Consider the following 20326-nt stretch of genomic DNA (forward strand, 5'->3'; position numbering starts at 1 on the left):
CCGCACCCAAGCGTCAGCCGGGCCGGAGGGCGGGTTCAAGCCGGCGGAACCAAGCGCGCCAGGGCTCGTTCCCTCGCCAGTTCAGACGAGGAGACGACCAAAATGGCACGCGGACTTCCTTCCATGACGGCCCTCCTGGGGCTTCTCGCCGTCGCGGGCTACCAGAACCGGGACAAGATCGCCGAGATGCTCGGCCAGCGTCCCCAGGGCGACGGAACCTCGGACGGCCGGATCGGCGGACCGGGCGCCTACGACCGTTCCGCGCAGCAGTCGGGCGGCGGGCTTGGTGGCTTGGGCGGATTGGGCGGGCTCGGCCAGGCGGGCGGCGGCGGGCTGGGGTCCATCCTCGGCGGGCTGGCCGGTTCGGCCGGCGGCGCCGGCGCGGGCGGCATGCTGAGCGGCGGTCTCGGCGACCTGGTGGACAGCTTCCGCCGGGCCGGCCATGGCGAGACCGCGGACAGCTGGGTGGGCCGCGGCCCGAACCGGGAGGTGTCGCCGTCGCAGCTGGAACAGGCCATCGACCCGGAGGTGATCGACACGCTGACCCAGCAGACCGGCCTTTCCCGCGACGAGCTGCTGGCGCGCCTGTCGCGCACGCTGCCGGACGCGGTGGACCGCTACACGCCGGAAGGCCGGCTGCCGAGCGAGAACGACCGCTTCTGACCGGCGGCGACCGGACAGTCTCGTCGGCGGTCCCGAGGGGGCGTCCGGTCCGGCCCTTGTCGCGGCAGGTCCATGGCGCCGACAGGCCGTCAGCGGTCGAACCGCACGGGCAGGCTCATGGTCAGGCTCGGCCGCCCGACGGCGGCCGGGATGGCCGGCAGCGGGCTCGCCCGGCCGACCATGGCGACGGCGGCCTCGTCGAGGCGCTGGTCGCCCGAACTCCGGGCGACCGAGATGCCGGTCACGCTGCCGTCCGCCGCCACCGTGAACCGGACCGTCACCCGCGCGCCCCTAGAGGCGCGGGTGTCCACGGTCCGGCGCTGGCGCATGATGCGGGCGCGCACGGTGGCGCTGTAGGTCTCCAACGCGTCCGGGTCCGGGTTGCCGGCACCCGAAGCCCGCTCGCCGGCGACCGCCGCGCGGGACGGGGCGGGCGCGGCGCGCTCCACCCGGCGGACGGTCTCGGCCACTTTGGCCTCCGGTCGCGGCCGGACCCGGCGGACCGGCTTCGGCGTCGGGGCGACGGGAGGGGCGGGCGCGACGGTTTCGGCTTCGACCACCTCCGAGGGCGGCGCTTCCGCCACCTCGGACGGCGGCGCCTCGACGGCGTCGGCCGGCGCGGCTTCGGCGACCTCCGACGGGGCGGCCTCGGCGGCGTCTTCCACGGGGGTCTCGGCGGGGGCGTCGGCGACGGCTTCGGCCGCGACGGTCGTCTCCACCTCGGCGGTCTCGACCGTCTCGGGAAGGGGCTCGGCCACCGCCTCGACGGGGGCGGCGGTCTCGACTGGCGGCTCCACGGCCTCGGTCGGGACCTCGGTGGGCGTCTCGGCGTCGACGCCTTCGGAGGCGAGGCTCTCCACCGTTTCGGCCGGCGGCAGGGCGAGTTCGGGCGGCAGATCGATCATGACCGCGGCCTCGGGCGCCTGGATGGCGGGCTCGGACGCCGTCCGGGGCAGGATCAGCGCCGCGCCGCCGCCATGGAGGGCGGTCGCCACCAGGAAGGCGGCGGTCCAGCGGCCCCAACCGGCCCCCTCGCGGTCCGCCGGCCGTCCGCCGATGGCCGTCACGGCGCCGCTCCGACGGCGGAGCCCGGCATGGTCTCCAGGCCGACGAGGGCGACCTTCAGATAGCCGGCGGCCCTGAGGACGTTCATCACCTCGGTGAGGTCGCCGTAGGAGACGGCCTTGTCGGCCCGCAGGAACACCCGCTCGGCCTTGTCGCCGCCGGTGCGGGCGTCGAGCGCCGCCCCGAGGGCCTCGCGGGCGACCGGGTCGTTGCCGAGGGCGAGGCCGAGGTCGGCCCCGATCGTCAGGGTGACGGGCGCCTCGGGGCGCCGGGCCGGGGCGGCGGTGGAGCCGGGCAGGTCCACGGGCACGTCCACGGTGGCGAGCGGGGCCGCCACCATGAAGATGATCAGGAGCACGAGAATCACGTCGATGAAGGGCGTGACGTTGATCTCGTGGGTTTCGGCGAGGTCGTCGCCGTCGTCGAGCCGGGCCGCCATGGGGTCACTCCGCGGCGACGCGCCGGCGACCGTCGGCCCGGTCGAGGTCGCGGGAGACGAGGCGGGTCACCTCGGCGGCGACATCGGCGACGGCGGCCTTGTAGCCGGCGATGGAGCGGGCGAAGGCGTTGTAGAGGACGACCGCCGGGATGGCGGCGACGAGGCCGATGGCGGTGGCGAGGAGAGCCTCGGCGATGCCGGGCGCCACCACGGCGAGATTGGTGGTCTGGGCCTTCGAGATGCCGACGAAGGAATTCATGATGCCCCAGACCGTGCCGAACAGGCCGACGAACGGCGCGGTGGACCCGATGGTGGCGAGGACGCCGGTGCCCTTCGCCATGCCGCGGCCGGCGGCGGCCTGGATGCGCTCCAGGCGGAGGGCGACGCGCTCCTTCAGCCCGGCGCGGGGCAGGCCCTCGGACGCGCGCAGTTCCGCGGCGGCGGCGCGCAGCATCTCGGTCGCCGGCCCGCGGCCGAACCCCGCCGCGCCGGCGGACTCCGCAAGGCCGCCGGCGTCGCGGAGCCGGGCGGCCGCGGCGCGGATCCGCCGGTTGGCGCCGGCGAGCTCCAGCGCCTTGGCGAGCCCGACCGTCCAGGTGATCACCGAGGCGAGCGCCAGCCCGATCATGACGGACTTCACCACCCAGTCGGCGGCCATGAACATGCCGTAGGGCGACAGATCGTGCGGCAGGGCGGCCGACGACAGGCTGGCCTGCGGCGCGGGCAAGTCCTGCGACGGCGGGGGCGAGACGTCGGCCGCCGTCGGGGTCGAGGCCGGCGCGGGGGAGGCCGGCGCGATGGGCGCTGACGAGGCCTCCGGGGCGGGGACGTTCACGGAAGGACTGGCGGCGGCCGGGACGGCCTCCTGGGCCGAGGCGGCAAAGGGCAGGGCGGCGACGGACGGGGCGGCGAGGATCGCCACGGCGAGGGCAACGGAGCGCAGATCCGGCATGGGCGGCATCCTTCTCGGTCCTGGCGTCACTTGAGGAAGCGGGCGGTGGACCGGGACGTGGGCTCGACCCGATCGACGCAGCCGGCAAGGGCGCCGGCCGGCGTCGCGCAGGCGACCACGTCGTTCACCAGCACCCGGTCGATGGCCTCGCAGGCGAGGCCGGTGATCGGGAAGGCCTTCACCACGGTCTTGCGCGCCGACAGGGGGCCGAGCTCGGCGGCGAGCCGCTTGGCCACCACGCCGTCGCGGTCGAACACCACGAGGTCGAGCTTCAGGCTGTCGAGGCGCTCTGCGGCGGTGTTCTCGGTGACCACGGTGGCCCTGCAGTCCGCGCCGACGGGCTCCAGGCGGTTGAGCTCGACCCGGAAGGGCTCGGCGGTTCCTTGCGCGGCGGCGGGAACCGACGGCGCGAGGGCGGCGAGGCAGGCGAGAAGGGTGGCCGATCGGCCGGCAAACGCATACACGGTCATGGCACCCGCGCTTCGACAAGAGTTCGACGTGGAAACCTGAGTTTCATAGTCAACTATAAGCGCAGGTGCAACCGCCGGGTTCCGGGCCGGCTTGGGGATGCGGTCAAACGGGCGCGGAAGAGCGCTCCAAGGACTTGATCCGGCGCGATGTCTCTTCGACCTGACGTTTCCGTCAGGTCGAAAAGCGCTTCAGGCGGGCCGTCCGGTCGTCGGCGCTTCGGCGCGGACAGGTGTCGCAGGCCTCGAAGGCCGGGTGCTCGTGCAGGCGGCAGCAGGCGGCGCGGTCCACGAACCACTGTTCGGCAGGCTCGCCGTCCGGTCGCTCGGCCCGGACCGCCACGAAGCCGGTGCGGGGGCTCGCGATCGGGGACCGATGGACGCGCAGGCGCCTGAGCGCGTCGTCGCGGGCGGCCGCTTCGGCGCGAAAGGCTCGCCCGGCCGCCAGGTGCGCGATGGCGACCGCGTCGCCGACGATCCGCTGGAGGTTGCCGCGGCGGAGCGGGCCGGTGGCGGCGACCGCGTCCATCAGCGGATCGAGCACCCGTTCCAGGGATCGCAGGGCCGGATCGCCGGTGTCGGCGCCACGCCCGCCGACGTCCGGGCGGATCCGGACGGCGAACCGCGTTCCGGTTCGGCCGCTGTCGCCGAGGGGAAACCGGAGCCGCAGAAGCGTCACTTCGTCCGGGCCGAACGGATGGGGCGCCCCCGCGAGGTGCAGCGCCACGAGGGTGAGGCCGATCGGATAGGCGGCCTGCCCGGCGAGGAGGACGGCGGCGGTGCGCCGGTCGAGGCCCGGCCAGAGGGCGAGATCCTCGTCGATCCAGCGGGGCAGGGCGGACGGGAGGCCGGATACCGGGACGGCGTCCGGTTCGCCGGTCGAGACGGCGAGGTCGAGGTCCGGCAGGGTCGCGGCCACGCGGGCGAGCGCGGCGGCGAGCGCCGGGTCGGTCGTCGGGGAGGGGTGGACGTCGGGATCCGGCATCGACGCTTGAAAGTTGGAGGGCGCGGCCGCGCCGGCCTCGCGATCGGGCGGGCGACCCTCGTCCGGCCGGTCAGACCGGCCAGACGAGGGTGATGAGCGGCACCCCGACCACGAGGACGAGGAGCGACAGCGGCAGGCCGAGGCGCCAATAGTCGCCGAACCGGTAGCCGCCGGGGCCGAGCACCAGCATGTTGCACTGATGGCCGATGGGCGTGAGGAAGTCGCAGGCGGCGCCGACCGCCACCGCCATCAGGAAGGGATCCGGATTGTAGCCGAGCTGGGTGGCGAGGCCGGCCGCGATGGGGCCGGCGACCAGCACGGTGGCGGCGTTGTTGAGGAAGGGCGTCACCGCCATGGCGACCGCCATGATGAGCGCGATGGAGCCGATCGGCGGCAGCACGCCGGCGGCGGACGAGAGGCCGGAGGCGAGAATGTCCGTGACGCCGGTGGTTCTCAGGGCGTCCGACACCGGAATGAGGCAGGCGAGGGTGATGAGGACCGGGCCGTCCAGGGACCCGTAGGCGTCCTTCAGGCTGATGCAGCGCAGGGCGATGATGAGGACGGCCGCGCCGAAGAAGGCCGTCGTCACCGACAGGATCTGCATGGCCATGAGGAGCATGGCGACGAAGAGGATGGCGAGGGGCAGCAGGCCCTTGCGGTTCCGCCCGATGTTGATGGTGCGTTCGGCGAGCGGCAGGCAGCCGAGGTCCGCCATGATGTCGGGCAGGAGCTTCAGGTTGCCCTGGAGCACCACCACGTCGCCGGGGCGGAAGCGCAGCGTCTTCAGGCGCTGGTTGACCCGCGCGCCGCTGCGGCTGACGGCGAGCACGTTGACCTTGAAGCGGTCGTAGAGGCGCAGCTTCTCCGACGACCGGTCGACGAGGACGCTCGACGCGGTGACGACGGCCTCCATGACGCCGATCTCGTCGTCCGGCGCCGTCTTTTCCGGCTGCTTCTGCGCCCTGGACAGCATCAGGCCCGTGGCCGCGACCGCCTGTTCCAGGTCGTCCGGCTCACCCTCCAGGAGAAGGTGGTCGCCGGGCCGGACGATCTGGGTGGTCGGGTTCTGAAAGCGCTTGTGGGTGTCGCGGATCAGCGCCGTGACCCGGACCCCGCCCCCGGCGGCCTTGACCACGTCGTCGACCGACTGGCCGGCGAGGGTGAAGTCGTCGGGCACCACCGCCTCGGTGGTGTATTCGGAGATGTTGAAGGTCGTCTCCGTCGTGGCGCTGCGCCGGTCCTGGGGCAGGAGGCGCCAGCCGAACAGCAGGAAGGCGAGGCCGAGGAGGGCGATCGGCAGGCCCACCGGCGTGAAGTCGAACATGCGGAACGGCTCGCCGGAGATGTCCTCCCTCAGCCGCGACACGATGACGTTCGGCGAGGTGCCGACGAGGGTGACGAGGCCGCCGAGCAGGGACGCGAAGGACATCGGCATCAGGAGCGCGGACGCGGACGTGGACGTCTTGCGGGCGATCTGGAACGCCGGCGGGATCAGCATGGAGAGGGCGCCGATGTTCTTCACCACCGCCGACAGGACCATGACGGTGCCGGCGAGCGCCGCGATCTGGGTGGGCACCGTCCGGATGAAGGGCGCCACCTTGCCCATCAGGATCTCGGTGACGCCGGAGCGGGAAACCGCGCCGCTGATGACGAGCGCGCTCGCCACGATCACGACGATGTCGTCGCCGAACCCCGCGAAGGCCTCGTCGACGGACACGATGCCGGTGAGGATCGCCGCAAGGAGCCCCAGGAGGGCGACGACGTCGTGGCGGATGCGCCCCCACACGAACAGCACCATCATCACGGCGATGATGGAGAGGGCAGTCGCCTGCATGAGCGTCAGAATCGGAATCACTCCATCGAGCCGGTCCAGGAAAGTGCCTTCGAGCCGTCGGAGTTCCCGACGCGCCCGGCGGTCTTCCTTAACCGATGTCGGCACGCACCTGAAGCGCGCCGGCCTTGATGGAGCTCGTTCGGGACGTGAGGGGCGGCCGGGACCGTCCGCCGGCCCGGGGCGGGAGCGTCGATCGGTCCCGGGGCTGGGGCTTCGGCCGGCCCCGGGACGCGATGCGGCGGCCGGTCAGATCCAGCCGGCGAGCTCGCGGCGGACCACGGTCTCGATCACGTCCATCCCGGGCTCGCTGTCGTTGAGGCAGGGGATGTGGCTGAACTTCTCGCCGCCGTTGTGGAGGAAGATCTCGCCGTTCTCCACGGCCAGTTCCTCCAGCGTCTCCAGGCAGTCGGACACGAAGCCCGGCGCCACGATGGCGAGGCGCTTCACGCCCGACTTGGCGAGGGCCTCCACGGTCTTGTCCGTGTAGGGCTGCAGCCACTCCTCCGGCCCGAAGCGGGACTGGAAGGTGACGCGCAGCTTCTCCTTGGACCAGCCGAGCCGCTCGCGCAGCAGCCGCGCCGTCTTCATGCAGTGGCAGTGGTAGGGGTCGCCCTTCTCGAAATAGCTCTTCGGAATGCCGTGGAAGGACGCGAGCACCACCTCCGGTTCGAAGTCGAGGGTCTTCAGGTGGCTTTCGATGGAGCGGGCGAGCGCGTCGATGTAGACCGGGTCGTCATGATAGGGCGGCACGGTGCGGACGGCCGCCTGCCAGCGCTCCTTCAGCAGGAACTCGAACGCCTTGTCGTTCACCGTCGCCGTGGTGGAGGCGGAATACTGCGGGTAGAGCGGGAAGACGAGCACCCGGTCGCAGCCCTGGTCCTTGAGGGCGCGCATGCGCTCGGCGATGGACGGGTTGCCGTAGCGCATTCCCCAGTCGACCACCAGGTTCGGCAGGGCGCCGAGCCGCGCGGCCAGCTTGTCGGCCTGGCTGCGCGTGAAGGTGCGCAAGGGGCTCTCGTCGCGCTCCCGGTTCCAGATGGTCTCGTAGTCCTTGCCCTTCTTGCCGGGCCGGGTGTTGAGCACGATGCCGAACAGGATCGGGTACCAGATCGCCTTCGGCCACTCGATCACGCGCTTGTCGGTGAGGAATTCCCTCAGGTACCGCCGCATGGGCCCGTAGCTGGTGCCGTCCGGGGTGCCGAGATTGACGAGGAGCACGCCGACCTTGCCGGTGGCGACGGCCGGGTGCCCGGCGGGCAACTGCACCGGAGTCGGAACGGTCGGCGCGGTCCCGACACTGATCATGTCCATCTTGATTGTCTCCGAAAGCGCGGCGCCGGCACCCTCGAAGGGCCACGCCGTCGTGTCGTGCCGCATACGAACCATTCCGCGGTCGGGATCACAAGTCCCGACCGCTCCGGCCCCAACGCCCCGGCCGCGGCCGACCGAGGTCGGGGCGTCCGGGCCGGGACGGCCGCGGGGGCGGATCCGTGCAGCGCACATGTGGCGACGAATCCGTCGGCGTCAACGGCGGCGGGGCGAGCCGAGGCGCGCGGGCGGGGCGAAGGAGGCTGGCGGTTGAGGGCCGGTCGTTCGCGTCGGGGTGTTCGGGGCGGGCCGGCGGTGGTCCGGGCTCCGGGCCGGACGATCCGGCCTCAATCGATGTAGTAGCGGTGGGCGATCCTGAACCAGAAGTCCACGGTGGTGTTCACGATCTGGCTCATGCCGTCCAGGCTGTCGGCCTTGTTGACGACGGCGTTGGCGCCGAAGTCGTAGGCCCGGCGAATGGTGTCCGGGTCGGTGGAGGTGGTCAGCGTCACCACCGGAAGCGAGCGGAACACCGGGTTCCGCCGCAGTTCGGAGAGGAACAGCATGCCGTCCATGACGGGCATGTTGATGTCGAGGATGACGAGGTCCGGCGCCGCCGGATCGTCCAGGGAGCCGACGCCGGCGAGCCAGTCCAGGGCCTCGCGGCCGTTCTCGGCGGTGGTGATGCGGAACGAGATCGGCGCCTGGTCGAGGAGCCGGGTGATGACGCGTACGTCGTCCTCGTCATCCTCGATGAGGAGGATGTGCGCATCCGCCGTGTCTCTTGCCGGCGAGCCCGGCCGCTCGTTCCCGCCCACGGTCGCCTCCGCCAAGACGCATACAGAATGCGATATGATCACACTCTGCATAAGAGATCAGCGTGGTTGACCTGCTATCGTTAATCCTTGGCAGGGCGAGCGCGCTCTGCGCAGCCGGCGCGGGCGCACGATGCGCGGACCTTTCGCTGCGGAACCCTGAGAAAACCGGCGGATCGGACCGGAAAGCGGGCTTTCCCTCGCTTGGCGGAGCCGCTGAAACCTGTTATCGCCACTGCACGGGAGCGACCACCGGTCGCATCCACAGAAACGAGACGCCTGCCGGTGCGGCCGCACCCGGCAGTGGGGAGGGGCAGGCGGCCACGCTCGCATTCGGTCAACCGGTCTATGGCCCCGTCGTCGCGACGCCGAGCCGTGACCGGTGCCGCGCGGTCGTGGGAGCGCTCGTCCCGGTTCAGCAATCCTGGAGGCGATCCAACCCATGCACGGACTTCTCGCGCTCAGCCGTGGCATCGATCGAGTATCCGAGATCGTCCACAAGACGGTGATGTGGTTGTCGCTCGTGGCCATCCTGGTCAGCGCCGGCAACGCCTTCAGCCGGAAGTTCCTGAACATGAGTTCGAACGCCTGGCTGGAATCCCAGTGGTACCTGTTCTCGGCGGTGTTCCTTCTGTCCGCCGCCTATACGCTGCTGAAGGCCGAGCACGTGAAGATCGACATCATCTACGGGCGCCTGTCGCGGCGCACGCAGGTGTGGATCGACATCCTCGGCACCATCCTGTTCCTGTTCCCGTTCTGCATCATCACCGTATGGCTGGTCTGGCCGGTCGTGGTCGACAAGATCGCCACCGGCGAGATGTCGTCCAACGCCGGCGGCCTCGCGCTCTGGCCGGTGTGGATCCTGATCCCGATCGGCTTCTTCCTGCTCGGCCTGCAGGGCTTTTCCGAACTCATCAAGCGGGTCGCCTTCCTGACCGGCCACGGGCCGGACCCGGCGCTCGATCAGACCCAGTCGCACCACTGATCCTCGGGACGGAGACCTCCCATCCATGACCGCTCTCCTCGCCGAGAACCTCGCGCCGATCATGTTCGCCGCCCTGGTGGTGGTGATGCTGTTCGGCTATCCGGTCGCCTTCGCGCTGGCGGCCAACGGCTTCGTCTTCGGCCTCGTCGGCATCGAACTCGGCCTTCTGTCGCCGAATCTCTTCGGGGCCATCCCGGACCGGATCTTCGGCACCATGGCGAACGAGACGCTGCTGGCGATCCCGTTCTTCACCTTCATGGGCCTGATCCTGGAACGGTCGGGCATGGCGGAGGACCTGCTCGACACCATCGGGCAGCTGTTCGGCCCGATCCGCGGCGGCCTCGCCTATGCGGTGATCCTGGTCGGCGCGCTCCTTGCCGCCACCACGGGCGTGGTGGCCGCGTCGGTGATCTCCATGGGCCTGATCTCGCTGCCGATCATGCTGCGCTACGGCTACGACCGGCGCGTGGCGGCCGGCACCATCGCGGCGTCCGGCACCCTGGCGCAGATCATCCCGCCGAGCCTGGTGCTGATCGTGCTGGCCGACCAGCTGAAGACGGGATCGAGCCAGGTGGTGTCGGTCGGCGACATGTACGCCGGCGCGCTGATCCCAGGCCTGATCCTGACCGGCCTCTACGCGTCCTACATCCTGCTCGTGTCGATCTTCAAGCCGCAGTTCGTGCCGGCCCTGCCGCCGGAGGCGCGGACCCTTAGAGGCGCCAAGCTCGCCATCAAGGTGGTCACGACCTTGGTGCCGCCTCTGGTGCTGATCTTCCTGGTCCTCGGCACCATCTTCATCGGCCTCGCGACCCCCACCGAAGGCGGGGCCATGGGCGCCGTCGGCGCGCTCATCCTCGCCGCCATCAACAGGCGCCTCAATGTCCGGATGATCTATCAGGCGCTCGACACCACGGCGAAGCTCTCCTCCTTCGTCATCTTCATCCTCCTCGGCGCCCGCGTCTTCTCGCTGACCTTCTACGGCGTGGACGGGCACCTGTGGGTGGAGCACCTGCTCACCGCCATCCCGGGCGGTGAACTGGGCTTCCTGATCGTCGTCAACATCCTGGTCTTCCTGCTCGCCTTCTTCCTCGACTTCTTCGAGCTGGCCTTCATCATCGTGCCGCTCCTGGTGCCGGTGGCGGAAAAGCTCGGGATCGATCTCGTCTGGTTTGGCATCATCCTCGGCGTCAACATGCAGACGTCGTTCATGCACCCGCCGTTCGGCTTCGCGCTCTTCTACTTGCGCTCGGTCGCCCCGGCGAGGGCCTATGTCGACAAGATCACGGGCAAGACCATGGCGCCGGTCACGTCCGGCCAGATCTACATGGGCTCCATCCCCTATGTGATCATCCAGATCGTCATGGTGGGCCTCGTGATCGCCTTCCCGTACATGGTCACCCACTACAAGACGACCACGGAGGCGGTGGACCCGTCGACCATCAACATCGACATCCCGATGCCGGGCCTCGGCGGCCCGGGCGCGGGCGACAACCCGTTCGGCGGTCCGGGCGCCGGGGACAATCCGTTCGGCGGTCCGGCGCCCGGCGACAATCCGTTCGCCACGCCGCCGGCGGATGGAGCCGCCCCGGCTAGCCCGCCGCCGCCGGACTTCGGCGCGCCCGCGGCCCCATCGGCGCCGCCGAGCCCGGGCGGGCTGCCGCCGCCGGATTTCGGCGCGCCCGCGACGCCGGCGCCGGCCCAGTGACAGGACGCCAGAGCCGCCGCCCGGTCCTTCCGGGCGGCGGTTTCGCTTGCGGCCGGCCGATCCGGCCGACATGGCCGGGTCGATGAGACCTGGCCGGGCCAGTAGGGCCGGACCTCCAAAACCCTGACCTCCAAAACCCTGACGTCCGTGGCCCTGACCTCCAGGCCCGCCCCCTCGCGGCCCTGCCCGCCGCGACCCGGCTCCGGAACGGAAAAGGGCCCGCGTCGCCGCGGGCCCCTCGTTTCGGTATAGGCTGTCGGGGCGGCTTACTTGCCGGCCGCCTGCTGGCCGTAGACGTAGCTGTCGTAGGTGTACTCGGCCACCCGGAACCACTGGTAGGCTTCGGTGCGGAACTTGGCCCACGGCTCGTAGACCTTCTTGAAGGTCGGCGTGGACTCGGCGATCTCGCCATAGACCTCGAAAGCCGACTTGTAGGCGGCGTCGAGCACGTCGCGCGGCAGCGGCCGCAGCTGCACGCCCTTGCCGACGAGGCTGCGGATGGCCGTGATGTTCTTCACGTCATACTGGTTCATCATGTTTTGGTTGGCGATGCGCGTCGCCGATTCCAGAGCCGCCCGGTAGGAGGGCGGAAGGCTTTCGTACTTCGCCTTGTTGAAGAAGAAGTGGACCGTCGGGCCACCCTCCCAGAACGCCGGATAGTAGTAGAACTTGGCCACCTGGTAGAAGCCGAGCTTCTCGTCGTCGTAGGGGCCGACCCACTCGGTCGCGTCGATGGTGCCCTTCTCCAGGGCCGGATAGATGTCCGCGCCGGCGATCTGCTGCGGCACCACGCCGATCCGCTCGACGACCTTGCCGGCGAGGCCGGCGATGCGCATCTTGAGGCCCTGCATGTCGGCGAGGGACTTCACCTCTCGGCGGAACCAGCCGCCCATCTGGACGCCGGTGTTGCCGCCAGGGAAGCCGACCACGTTGTAGTTGGCGTAGAACTCGTTGAGGAGCTCGTTGCCGCCGCCCTGGTAGAGCCAGGCGTTCTGCTGGCGGGCGTTCAGGCCGAACGGCAGCGCGGATGCGATCGCGAACGTCGGGTCCTTGCCCCAGAAGTAGTAGGACACGGTGTGGCAGGCTTCCACGGTGTCCTGCGAGGCCGCGTCGAGCGCCTGCAGGGCGGGCACGATCTCGCCGCCCGGGAAGACCTGGATCTGGAACTTGCCGTCGGTGATGTCCGACAGCGTCTTCGCCATCATCTCGGCGCCGCCGTAGATGGTGTCCAGCGATTTGGGGAAGCTGGAGGTGAGACGCCACTTGATGGTGGGCTGCTCCTGGGCGATGGCCGGAGCGGCGAGGGGGGTCGCGGCGACGGCGGCGCCGCCCGAGACGAGACCTGCCTTCTTGATGAATGAACGACGATCCATGGATCCTCCCGATAAGCTCTTGTCGCGATGCCGGCCGCCCGAGTTCGGTCGGACCGGGATCAGCACCTCACACGCATGCGGATGATGCCCGGTTCGTGCGACCGGATCCGGGCCAGTCAGACAGAGATGAGGGTCCTTGCCGGCTCTCCTCCCGGATCGCGTCCGTCCGTCGGCCGATTGCTGCCGAACCCTTGCTCCGAGGACGGACTAAAGCGCATGTGACTGGTCAGAACAAGCGGTGAAAGCTGTTTTAGACCAAGGATCTGTAGAGACACGAAGAATGTCTCCGGGACAGCCGGATTCCGCCTCTTGAAGTGCCTGCGGATTGACCAGCGACGCCGCCGTCTTGACGCCGCCCGCTTTCTCATCAGTATCCGTGCGGTCGCCATCTTCAGGAACCATCATGCCTGCCCCGGTCATCCTCGTTTCCGCCGACGTCCGCCCCATGCAGGGCTACGATTGGCACGCCGCGCCGCACACCTACCTCCAGGCGGTGATCGAACGGGCGGACGGGGTGCCGCTGATCCTGCCGGCCTTCGGGAGCCGGATGAACCTCGACGCCGCGCTCGACCGGGTGGACGGCGTGCTGGTGACGGGATCGCGCAGCAACGTCCACCCGTCGCTCTACGGGGCGGAGGCAAGCGAGAAGCACGAGCCGTTCGATCCGGACCGGGACGCCACCACCCTGCCGCTGATCCGCCGGGCGCTGGAGCGGGGCATCCCGCTCCTGTGCATCTGCCGCGGCCTGCAGGAACTGAACGTCGCCCTCGGCGGCACCCTCGCCGGAGAGATCCAGGAGGAGGAGGGGCGGATGGACCACCGGGCGCCGGAGACCGAGCTCCAGGAGATCCGATTCGCCATCCGGCACCCTGTCCTGGTGCGCGAGGGCGGCTGCCTGGGGCGGATCGTGGACGCCGGGAGCATCGACGTTAACTCCTTGCACCGGCAGGCGATCGGCCGCCTGGCGGACCGGCTGCAGGTGGAAGCCTCGGCCGAGGACGGCACCATCGAGGCGGTGTCCGTGCGCGACGCGCCGGGCTTCACGCTGGGGGTGCAGTGGCATCCGGAATACTGGGCGCGCACGGACGGGCCTTCGGCGAGGATCTTCGGCGCGTTCGGGGACGCGGCCCGGGCCTACGGAGCCGCCCGGTCGGCCGCGGCGGGCCGGGAAGCCGCCGAATAGGGCCCGCGCGCGAGGCCGGCGCCGGCGTCAGCCGCTGAGACTGGCGCCGAGCATCAGAAGGCCGAAGCCGAGGACGAGAAGGGCGCCGAGCGCCTCCACGGCCATGTGAACCCGGTGCCCGGTGGCGGAGCCGTCCCCGGCGAGCCGCACCGCGAGGCCGCGCGCCGACACGGCGAGCAGCGTCAGCGCCGCCACCGTCAGCCCGGTGCCGAGCGCCATGGCGACCGTCGCGGCGATGCCGGCCGCGAAGAGGCCCTGGGAAAGGGCGAACACCAGCACGATGAGGGCGCCCGTGCAGGGCCGCATGCCGACCGCCAGGATGGTGCTCCACGCCTTGGCGAGGTTCAGCCGGCCGCCGGCCTGCTCCAGGGATGGCACGTGGGCGTGACCGCACCCGCAGCCGGCGTGATGGTGATGGTGGTCGTGCCCGTGAGCATGCCCATGCCCGTGCCCGTGTTGGTGGCCGTGCGCCGGCCCATGATTGTGGGCGTGGGCATGGTCGTGGGCGTGAGCATGGTGGGACCCGCCGATCTCCGCGGAGCCCGCGAAGGCGAACGGGCCGCCGGACGGCAGCACGACCGGCGCGTAGCGGGCCGCGAACGCGGCCGACAGGGGGCTGACGATCTTGCGCTGGACGAGCCAGAGGCCGAGGACGGTGATGAGCGCGAACGAGCCGATCTCGAAATACTCCGCCGTCCGCGTCATCGCCATGGCGGTGGCGCCGATCGCGAGCGCCGCGACGGACACGAGGACCACCGCCGTCACCGCCTGGGCGAGGGCGGAGAGGAGGGAGAGCACGGCGGCGTTCCGGGCCGTCTCGCGGTTGGCGAGGACGTAGGCCGAGACCACCGCCTTGCCGTGGCCGGGGCCGGCCGCGTGGAGGACCCCGTAGGCGAAGGAGAGGCCCATCAGCCATAGGACGGCGGAGCCGTCGGACTTCACCGCCGACACGGTGGCGGTGAGCGAGCGGTAGAAGCGGCTCTGCTCCGCGGCGATCCAGCCGAACAGGCCGGGCAGGAAGCCGCCGGCCGACGGGGCGGGCTCCGGCACGCCGACGCCGAACGGACCGGCGGCGAGAGCCGGGGCGACGAAGGCGACGAGCGCGAGGGCGACGAAGGCGAGGAGAGCGGGAGAGAGCGGGGCGGGGCGCCGGGTCGTCGTCACGGGCATCGGACGCTGGCTCCGTTGGTGAGGTCCTGGGTCACGATCGCGAGCTCGTCGGGAATCTCGCGCTGGTCGGGCGGGATCTCGGCCAGGGTGGCGGCGGTGGCGGCGTCCAGCTCCTGGGGGCGGATCACCTCCAGGGTGCAGCCTTTCGGGGCGTTGTCGAGCGCCACGGGCTCGGTCTCCACGAAGTTGAAGGCCACGTAGTAGGTGGGATCGTAGACCTCCAGCTTGGCCGGGAGGCCGCGGATCTCCACGGCGCCCTTGGTGGGCAGCGTGAAGTAGAGCGTCAGGAAGCCCTCGTCCCACTGGATCCAGTATTCGGTGGGAGCGTCGAAATCGATGTCCCGGTCGCCGGCGGCCAGGAAGGTGAAATAGGCGAAGTCCTTCAGGGACTCCACGTTCACGTCCGCGAGCGGCTTCAGCTCCTCCACGGAGAGCTTGCCGTCGCCGTCGGCGTCGAGGCCCTGGCTGGCGAAGGCCGAGTAGGCGTCGTCGAAGCGCCAGACGTTGCGGATGGCGGTGACCTTGCCGGAGGCGTCGAACACCATCTCGGCCTTGGCGTCGACGAACACGTGGGGGTGCGCGCCGGCCGGGGACGCGACCGCGATGATCGAACAGGCGGCGAGGAGAACGGCCGGCGAAGAGCGCCGGGTCCAACCCCGAACCCGGTCCGACATGAAGCGCATCGACAATCCCCCGAACAGCCCCGGTTCCATCGGGCAAGATGCATCGCGCCGAATTCCGGCGCAACGATGACCGCCCGTCAGGCGCTGCGGCTGGCCGGGCCGTCGAACGTGTCGCCCCGGCAGTTCTGGCCGTCGAAGCGGGAGAACCAGTCGGCCATGAAGTCCACGAACGCCCGGACCTTGGCGGAGAGGTGCCGGCGGTGGGGATAGACCACGTAGACGCCGGGGTTGGCGGTCTCGTATTCCTCCAGCACCACGTCGATCAGGCCGGCCTCGATGTCCTCGCGGACCATGATGAAGGGCACCGAGCCGTAGCCGAGGCCCGCCAGGACGGCGAGGCGGACCGCCATGGGCGAGTTCACCTCCACCCGGCCGGAAACCTGGACGGTGGTGCGCGCGCCGTCCACCTGGAACCGCCAGGAGAAGCGGCTGCGCAGGTTGCTGTCGATCACGCAGGGCAGGTCGGCGAGGTCGTCCGGGTGCTGGGGCCGGCCGTGGCTGGCGACCACGTCCCGGCGGGCCGCGATCACGAACCGGTAGTCGGCGAGCTTTCGGGCGATCAGGCTGGAGTCCTGGAGCTCGGTGATCCGGATGGCGCAGTCGAAGCCCTCGTCCACGAGGTCCACGAACCGGTCGTCGAGTCGGAGGTCCACCTTGATGGACGGGTTGGCGACCACGAAGTCCATCACCGCCCGGCCGACGAAGCCGTCGCCGAAGGTGCGCGGGCAGGCGATCCGCAGGAGGCCGGTCGGCTCGCCGTGGCGGTCGCGCACCATGTCCTGCAGGTCGTCGACGCGCTGCAGGATCTCGCCGGCGTCGCGGTAGTAGGCCTGACCGAGCTCGGTGAGGGAAAGCCGGCGCGTCGTCCGGTTCATCAGCCGGGTGCCGAGCTCGTCCTCCAGTTCCTTCACGTACTTGGAGATGAGCGCCTTGGACCGGCCGAGCTTGCGCGCGGCCGCGGAGAAGCCGCCCGCGTCCACCACCTCCACGAAGGTCCGCATCCGGGTGAGCGTGTCCACCTTGTCCTCCGTCGCGCGCCGGCCGCCGGTCCGCCCACTCCCGGCAATGTTCACCCGGACGGCCGATCCGGGTCTGAACCCATGTAGGATCGGAGCAATCGTTCGACAATGCGCAGGACGGACAAGATGGCGCCGAATGCCCGGACGGGCGGTCCGGCGTGCTGCGGGCCGGTGCGGCGGCGCGTGCGCGGCGGCGTCGTCCGGGGCGGCTCGGGGCGGCCGGACGGACGGTCCGGAATTAATTGTCCGCACGGGCGAATTGGGTCTTGCGAAGCGGGGGCAATGGCGCTATCTCCCGGCTTGCCCAATTTCGCACGTGCCTGTGGTTGCGTGCCGGTTTCGTAAGGGCCGCTCACGGCGGTATCCAGCGAGGGCAAACCGGTGACCGGAGATGAACCGGGTCTAAGCCGCTTCTCAAGCGGCGGACGCGACTTAAAGCAACGACGTAGAGGGCTTTTTTGGTCTCTGCCGGCGCTCCAACCGCCGGGGTCACTAAAGAGGCGACTACATCTTGCCGGACGTGCGGACGGGGACCTCCCGCCCAATCAAAGGCTTTACGGCTTCGTGACGAGATCGGCTTCGGCTGGGCTTGGCGCGCAACCGACATCACTCCGCCGGCCGGAAGGCCGGTCGCGAGCCCGTGCGATCCATCGCCGGCGCCGTCTCCACAGCGGCGACGCGGTCGAACGCATCGGCTCCGGACGGTGAAACCTTGTTTGGTTCTGGGGTCCACGCCAATGACCGCTCGCATCCGTGACTTCCTCGCCACCCGACGTCCCGAGGGCCCCTGCCTCGTGGTCGACCTCGACGTCGTGCGCGACAACTTCCTCACCTTCCGCCGCGCGCTCCCGGACACCCGCATCTTCTACGCCGTGAAGGCCAATCCGGCGCCGGAGATCCTGTCGCTGCTCGCCGAGCTGGGCTCGTCCTTCGACTGCGCCTCGATCCCCGAGATCGAGATGGCGCTCGCCGCCGGCGCGACGCCCGACCGCATCTCCTTCGGCAACACGATCAAGAAGGAGGCGGACGTCGCCCGCGCCCGCCGCCTCGGCATCGACCTGTTCGCGGTCGACTGCGAGGCCGAGGTGGAGAAGATCGCCCGTCAGGCGCCCGGCGCCCGCGTGTTCTGCCGCATCCTCTGCGACGGCGCCGGCGCCGAGTGGCCGCTGTCGCGCAAGTTCGGCTGCGAGCCGGAGATGGCCGTGGACGTGCTGGAGCACGCCCACCGGCTGGGCCTGACCGCCTATGGCGTGTCCTTCCACGTGGGCTCGCAGCAGGGCAACACCGAGGCCTGGGACGGGGCGCTCGCCTCCTCGGCGCAGCTCTTCCGCACCCTCGCGGAGCGCGGCATCCACCTGAAGATGGTCAACCTCGGCGGCGGCTTCCCGACCCGCTACCTGAAGGACGTTCCGGCGACTGAGGCCTACGGCCGGTCGATCTCGGACGCGGTTCGCCGGCATTTCGGCAACGCTATCCCGGAGACCATCATCGAGCCGGGCCGCGGCATGGTGGGCGGCGCGGGCATCATCAAGGCGGAGGTCGTGCTGATCTCCAAGAAGCAGGCGGGCGACCAGATCCGCTGGGTCTTCCTGGATATCGGCAAGTTCGGCGGCCTCGCCGAGACGATGGACGAGTCCATCCGCTACCCGATCCGCACCGAGCGGGACGGCGGCGACACGGCCCCGTGCATCCTGGCCGGCCCGACCTGCGATTCGGCCGACGTGCTCTACGAGAAGACCCCGTACGCGCTCCCGCTGTCGCTGGAGATCGGCGACGAGGTGCTGATCGAGGGCACGGGCGCCTACACCACCACCTATTCGGCGGTGGCGTTCAACGGCTTCGAGCCCCTGCGAAGCTACGTGATCTGAGGCGACCGCCTCGATCCCACGAAGGCCGGCCGACCTCCAAGGGCCGCCGGCCGCCTTTCCCCGCTCCGGCCCCGGTGACGAACCGGGGGACCGGCACCCCTGGTGTCTGTTTCGCGTCGCGCGCGGCTGAGCCCGCGCGCCCGCGGGAAGGGTTTCGCCCCATGATCACCTACCTCGACGAGGCGCCGCAGGACGTCGGCGCCCGGGAAGCCCTGCTCGACCGGGCCTTCGGGCCGGCGCGCTTCCTGAAGTCGTCCGAGCGCATCCGCGCCGGCCGCCTGCCGGCCGAGGGCCTGGCGCTCGTCGCCAAGGACGGCGACCGGCTGGTCGGCACCGTCCGGCTCTGGCCCGTGGCGGCGGGGCACACGGGCCGGCACGGGCTGCTGCTCGGCCCGCTGGCGGTTTCGGCCGACCAGCAGGGCGCGGGCGTCGGCGGCGCCCTGATGCGGCTCGCGCTCGCCCGCGCCAAGGCGCTCGGCCACGGGGCCGTGCTCCTCGTCGGCGACGAGCCCTACTACCGGCGCTTCGGCTTCTCCAGCGAGCGCACCGGCGGCCTCGCAATGCCGGGCCCCTACGAGCGTCATCGCTTCCTGGCGCTGGAGCTGACGCCGGGCGCGCTCCTCGGCGCCGAAGGCGTGCTGCGCCCGACCGGAGCCCTGGCGCCGGCCGCCCTGAAGGCGCTCGCCGCCTGACGACGGGCCGCGGTGACGTCCGGGCCGGCCACCCGCCGGTCCGGGCCCCCGTGCCGCTTCCCTGGCGCTTCCGGCCGTGCCTATATGGCGCGGGGTTTCCGACTGGAGGGGCGCATGTTCTTCACCGGGGTCGACATTGCCGTCGCGGCCTTCGTGTTCCTGGCCATCATCGTCCTGTTCGCCGGCATCAAGCAGGTGCCGCAGGGCTTCAACTGGACCGTGGAGCGGTTCGGCCGCTACACCAAGACGCTCTATCCCGGGCTCAACCTGATCATCCCGTTCGTCGACCGGGTCGGCACCAAGCTCAACATGATGGAGCAGGTGCTGGACGTGCCGAGCCAGGAGGTGATCACGCGCGACAACGCCACCTGCACGGTGGACGGGGTGGCCTTCTACCAGGTGCTCGACGCCTCCCGCGCCGCCTACGAGGTGAGCGGGCTGCAGAACGCGATCCTGAACATCACCATGACGAACATCCGCACGGTCATGGGCTCGATGGATCTCGACAGCCTCCTCTCCAATCGCGACGAGATCAACGCCCGGCTCCTCCACGTGGTGGACGCCGCCACGGAGGCCTGGGGCGTGAAGATCACCCGGGTGGAGATCAAGGACATCAACCCGCCCGCGGACCTCGTGGAATCCATGGCGCGGCAGATGAAGGCCGAGCGCGACAAGCGCGCCTCCATCCTGGAGGCGGAGGGCCTGCGGCAGGCGGCCATCTTGAGGGCGGAGGGCGAGAAGCAGGCCCAGGTGCTGCAGGCCGAAGGCCGACGGGAGGCCGCGTTCCGCGACGCGGAAGCCCGCGAGCGGCTGGCCGAGGCGGAGGCGAAGGCCACCATGCTGGTGTCCGAATCGGTCGCCAAGGGCGACGTCCAGGCGCTGAACTACTTCATCGCCGACAAGTACACCCAGGCGCTCGCCCAGTTCGCCACCTCGCCCAACCAGAAGATCCTCATGATGCCCATGGAGGCGACCGCGATCCTCGGCTCGCTCGGCGGCATCGCGGAACTGGCGCGCGCGTCCTTCGGCGACGACCCGGCGTCGACGCCCGGCGCGCCGCGGCGGCGGCCCGGAACGGTGCCGGCCGTCGGCGACCCGTCCGGGCGCGTCTGACGAGGGC

At 70.7% G+C, this 20326-nt stretch carries 20 protein-coding genes; 7 read left to right on the forward strand and 13 right to left on the reverse strand.

The features are described 5' to 3' along the window. Positions 1 to 102: 102 nt before the first annotated feature. Positions 103 to 663 (forward strand): YidB family protein, encoded by a 561-nt coding sequence (locus HND91_RS10545; RefSeq protein WP_181706536.1) that lies wholly within the window; start codon positions 103 to 105, stop codon positions 661 to 663. An 89-nt stretch (positions 664 to 752) separates the two neighbouring features. Here the strand turns inward: HND91_RS10545 and HND91_RS23050 are convergent, their stop codons facing one another. The 8 genes from HND91_RS23050 to HND91_RS10585 form a co-directional block, all read right to left on the reverse strand. Beyond that, a complete protein-coding gene (locus HND91_RS23050) occupies positions 753 to 1730 on the reverse strand; it encodes a TonB family protein (protein ID WP_181706537.1) in 978 nt (325 codons plus the stop codon). Continuing rightward, complete coding sequence (gene exbD, locus HND91_RS10555; protein WP_181706538.1) at positions 1727 to 2167, reverse strand: TonB system transport protein ExbD; 441 nt, start codon at positions 2165 to 2167, stop codon at positions 1727 to 1729. Before exbD ends, HND91_RS23050 begins: the two co-directional genes overlap by 4 nt. 4 nt (positions 2168 to 2171) lie before the next feature. Then, on the reverse strand, positions 2172 to 3119 hold the full coding sequence (gene exbB / locus HND91_RS10560) for a tonB-system energizer ExbB (protein ID WP_210272661.1): 948 nt from the start codon (positions 3117 to 3119) through the stop codon (positions 2172 to 2174). Between the two features lie 26 nt (positions 3120 to 3145). Next, on the reverse strand, positions 3146 to 3589 hold the full coding sequence (locus tag HND91_RS10565; protein WP_181706540.1) for a hypothetical protein: 444 nt from the start codon (positions 3587 to 3589) through the stop codon (positions 3146 to 3148). Between the two features lie 172 nt (positions 3590 to 3761). Further along, a complete protein-coding gene (locus HND91_RS10570) occupies positions 3762 to 4571 on the reverse strand; it encodes a hypothetical protein (protein ID WP_181706541.1) in 810 nt (269 codons plus the stop codon). Positions 4572 to 4641: 70 nt separating this feature from the next. Next, positions 4642 to 6414 carry an SLC13 family permease gene (locus HND91_RS10575; protein ID WP_181706800.1) on the reverse strand — a complete coding sequence of 591 codons (1773 nt, stop codon included), beginning with the start codon at positions 6412 to 6414 and terminating at the stop codon, positions 4642 to 4644. A 237-nt stretch (positions 6415 to 6651) separates the two neighbouring features. Continuing rightward, entirely contained in the window at positions 6652 to 7710 is a 1059-nt protein-coding gene (gene hemH / locus HND91_RS10580) for a ferrochelatase (RefSeq protein ID WP_181706801.1), read from the reverse strand. A gap of 350 nt (positions 7711 to 8060) precedes the next feature. After that, entirely contained in the window at positions 8061 to 8531 is a 471-nt protein-coding gene (locus HND91_RS10585; RefSeq protein ID WP_181706542.1) for a response regulator, read from the reverse strand. Positions 8532 to 8970: 439 nt separating this feature from the next. On the opposite strand from HND91_RS10585, the gene HND91_RS10590 reads away from it, so the two are divergent. Together HND91_RS10590 and HND91_RS10595 are read left to right on the forward strand one after the other, a co-directional pair. Continuing rightward, positions 8971 to 9513 (forward strand): TRAP transporter small permease subunit, encoded by a 543-nt coding sequence (locus HND91_RS10590; protein ID WP_181706543.1) that lies wholly within the window; start codon positions 8971 to 8973, stop codon positions 9511 to 9513. Positions 9514 to 9538: 25 nt separating this feature from the next. Then, positions 9539 to 11218: a TRAP transporter large permease gene (locus HND91_RS10595; protein WP_181706544.1), complete on the forward strand. Its 1680-nt coding sequence runs from the start codon at positions 9539 to 9541 to the stop codon at positions 11216 to 11218. 266 nt (positions 11219 to 11484) lie between these two features. On the opposite strand, the gene HND91_RS10600 is transcribed toward HND91_RS10595, so the two are convergent. After that, complete coding sequence (locus tag HND91_RS10600; RefSeq protein ID WP_181706545.1) at positions 11485 to 12591, reverse strand: TRAP transporter substrate-binding protein; 1107 nt, start codon at positions 12589 to 12591, stop codon at positions 11485 to 11487. Between the two features lie 207 nt (positions 12592 to 12798). Further along, a complete protein-coding gene (locus tag HND91_RS10605; RefSeq protein WP_181706546.1) occupies positions 12799 to 12996 on the reverse strand; it encodes a hypothetical protein in 198 nt (65 codons plus the stop codon). Between HND91_RS10605 and HND91_RS10610 the strand changes: the two genes are divergently transcribed. Beyond that, complete coding sequence (locus tag HND91_RS10610; protein WP_181706547.1) at positions 12995 to 13774, forward strand: gamma-glutamyl-gamma-aminobutyrate hydrolase family protein; 780 nt, start codon at positions 12995 to 12997, stop codon at positions 13772 to 13774. The two genes, HND91_RS10605 and HND91_RS10610, sit on opposite strands and share 2 nt — an antisense overlap. A 27-nt stretch (positions 13775 to 13801) precedes the next feature. On the opposite strand, the gene HND91_RS10615 is transcribed toward HND91_RS10610, so the two are convergent. The 3 genes from HND91_RS10615 to HND91_RS10625 all read right to left on the reverse strand — a co-directional run bounded on the left by HND91_RS10615 (position 13802) and on the right by HND91_RS10625 (position 16646). Further along, positions 13802 to 14944, reverse strand: coding sequence for a nickel/cobalt transporter (locus HND91_RS10615; RefSeq protein ID WP_181706548.1), 1143 nt, complete (start codon positions 14942 to 14944; stop codon positions 13802 to 13804). Then, a complete protein-coding gene (locus HND91_RS10620) occupies positions 14935 to 15627 on the reverse strand; it encodes a DUF1007 family protein (protein WP_181706549.1) in 693 nt (230 codons plus the stop codon). Before HND91_RS10620 ends, HND91_RS10615 begins: the two co-directional genes overlap by 10 nt. Before the next feature lie 77 nt (positions 15628 to 15704). After that, positions 15705 to 16646: a LysR substrate-binding domain-containing protein gene (locus HND91_RS10625; protein ID WP_181706550.1), complete on the reverse strand. Its 942-nt coding sequence runs from the start codon at positions 16644 to 16646 to the stop codon at positions 15705 to 15707. Positions 16647 to 17383: 737 nt separating this feature from the next. Between HND91_RS10625 and HND91_RS10630 the strand changes: the two genes are divergently transcribed. From HND91_RS10630 to HND91_RS10640, 3 genes are all read left to right on the forward strand, one after another. Further along, entirely contained in the window at positions 17384 to 18514 is a 1131-nt protein-coding gene (locus tag HND91_RS10630) for a type III PLP-dependent enzyme (protein WP_181706551.1), read from the forward strand. A gap of 161 nt (positions 18515 to 18675) precedes the next feature. Continuing rightward, positions 18676 to 19206 (forward strand): GNAT family N-acetyltransferase, encoded by a 531-nt coding sequence (locus tag HND91_RS10635; protein WP_181706552.1) that lies wholly within the window; start codon positions 18676 to 18678, stop codon positions 19204 to 19206. Positions 19207 to 19320: 114 nt separating this feature from the next. Next, entirely contained in the window at positions 19321 to 20319 is a 999-nt protein-coding gene (locus HND91_RS10640) for an SPFH domain-containing protein (RefSeq protein ID WP_181706553.1), read from the forward strand. The last annotated feature ends 7 nt before the right edge of the window (positions 20320 to 20326 follow it).

The organism is Chthonobacter rhizosphaerae, from assembly GCF_013839525.1.
Classification (GTDB): Bacteria; Pseudomonadota; Alphaproteobacteria; order Rhizobiales; family Pleomorphomonadaceae; genus Chthonobacter; species Chthonobacter rhizosphaerae.

What these genes read in the sequence shown, in the direction of transcription:
- HND91_RS10545 (WP_181706536.1), top strand. Translation starts at nt 103, where the DNA reads ATGGCACGCGGACTTCCTTCCATGACGGCCCTCCTGGGGCTTCTCGCC.
- exbD (WP_181706538.1), bottom strand. Translation starts at nt 2,167, where the DNA reads ATGGCGGCCCGGCTCGACGACGGCGACGACCTCGCCGAAACCCACGAG.
- exbB (WP_210272661.1), bottom strand. Translation starts at nt 3,119, where the DNA reads ATGCCGGATCTGCGCTCCGTTGCCCTCGCCGTGGCGATCCTCGCCGCC.
- HND91_RS10565 (WP_181706540.1), bottom strand. Translation starts at nt 3,589, where the DNA reads ATGACCGTGTATGCGTTTGCCGGCCGATCGGCCACCCTTCTCGCCTGC.
- HND91_RS10570 (WP_181706541.1), bottom strand. Translation starts at nt 4,571, where the DNA reads ATGCCGGATCCCGACGTCCACCCCTCCCCGACGACCGACCCGGCGCTC.
- hemH (WP_181706801.1), bottom strand. Translation starts at nt 7,710, where the DNA reads ATGATCAGTGTCGGGACCGCGCCGACCGTTCCGACTCCGGTGCAGTTG.
- HND91_RS10590 (WP_181706543.1), top strand. Translation starts at nt 8,971, where the DNA reads ATGCACGGACTTCTCGCGCTCAGCCGTGGCATCGATCGAGTATCCGAG.
- HND91_RS10595 (WP_181706544.1), top strand. Translation starts at nt 9,539, where the DNA reads ATGACCGCTCTCCTCGCCGAGAACCTCGCGCCGATCATGTTCGCCGCC.
- HND91_RS10600 (WP_181706545.1), bottom strand. Translation starts at nt 12,591, where the DNA reads ATGGATCGTCGTTCATTCATCAAGAAGGCAGGTCTCGTCTCGGGCGGC.
- HND91_RS10610 (WP_181706547.1), top strand. Translation starts at nt 12,995, where the DNA reads ATGCCTGCCCCGGTCATCCTCGTTTCCGCCGACGTCCGCCCCATGCAG.
- HND91_RS10605 (WP_181706546.1), bottom strand. Translation starts at nt 12,996, where the DNA reads ATGATGGTTCCTGAAGATGGCGACCGCACGGATACTGATGAGAAAGCG.
- HND91_RS10615 (WP_181706548.1), bottom strand. Translation starts at nt 14,944, where the DNA reads ATGCCCGTGACGACGACCCGGCGCCCCGCCCCGCTCTCTCCCGCTCTC.
- HND91_RS10620 (WP_181706549.1), bottom strand. Translation starts at nt 15,627, where the DNA reads ATGCGCTTCATGTCGGACCGGGTTCGGGGTTGGACCCGGCGCTCTTCG.
- HND91_RS10630 (WP_181706551.1), top strand. Translation starts at nt 17,384, where the DNA reads ATGACCGCTCGCATCCGTGACTTCCTCGCCACCCGACGTCCCGAGGGC.
- HND91_RS10635 (WP_181706552.1), top strand. Translation starts at nt 18,676, where the DNA reads ATGATCACCTACCTCGACGAGGCGCCGCAGGACGTCGGCGCCCGGGAA.
- HND91_RS10640 (WP_181706553.1), top strand. Translation starts at nt 19,321, where the DNA reads ATGTTCTTCACCGGGGTCGACATTGCCGTCGCGGCCTTCGTGTTCCTG.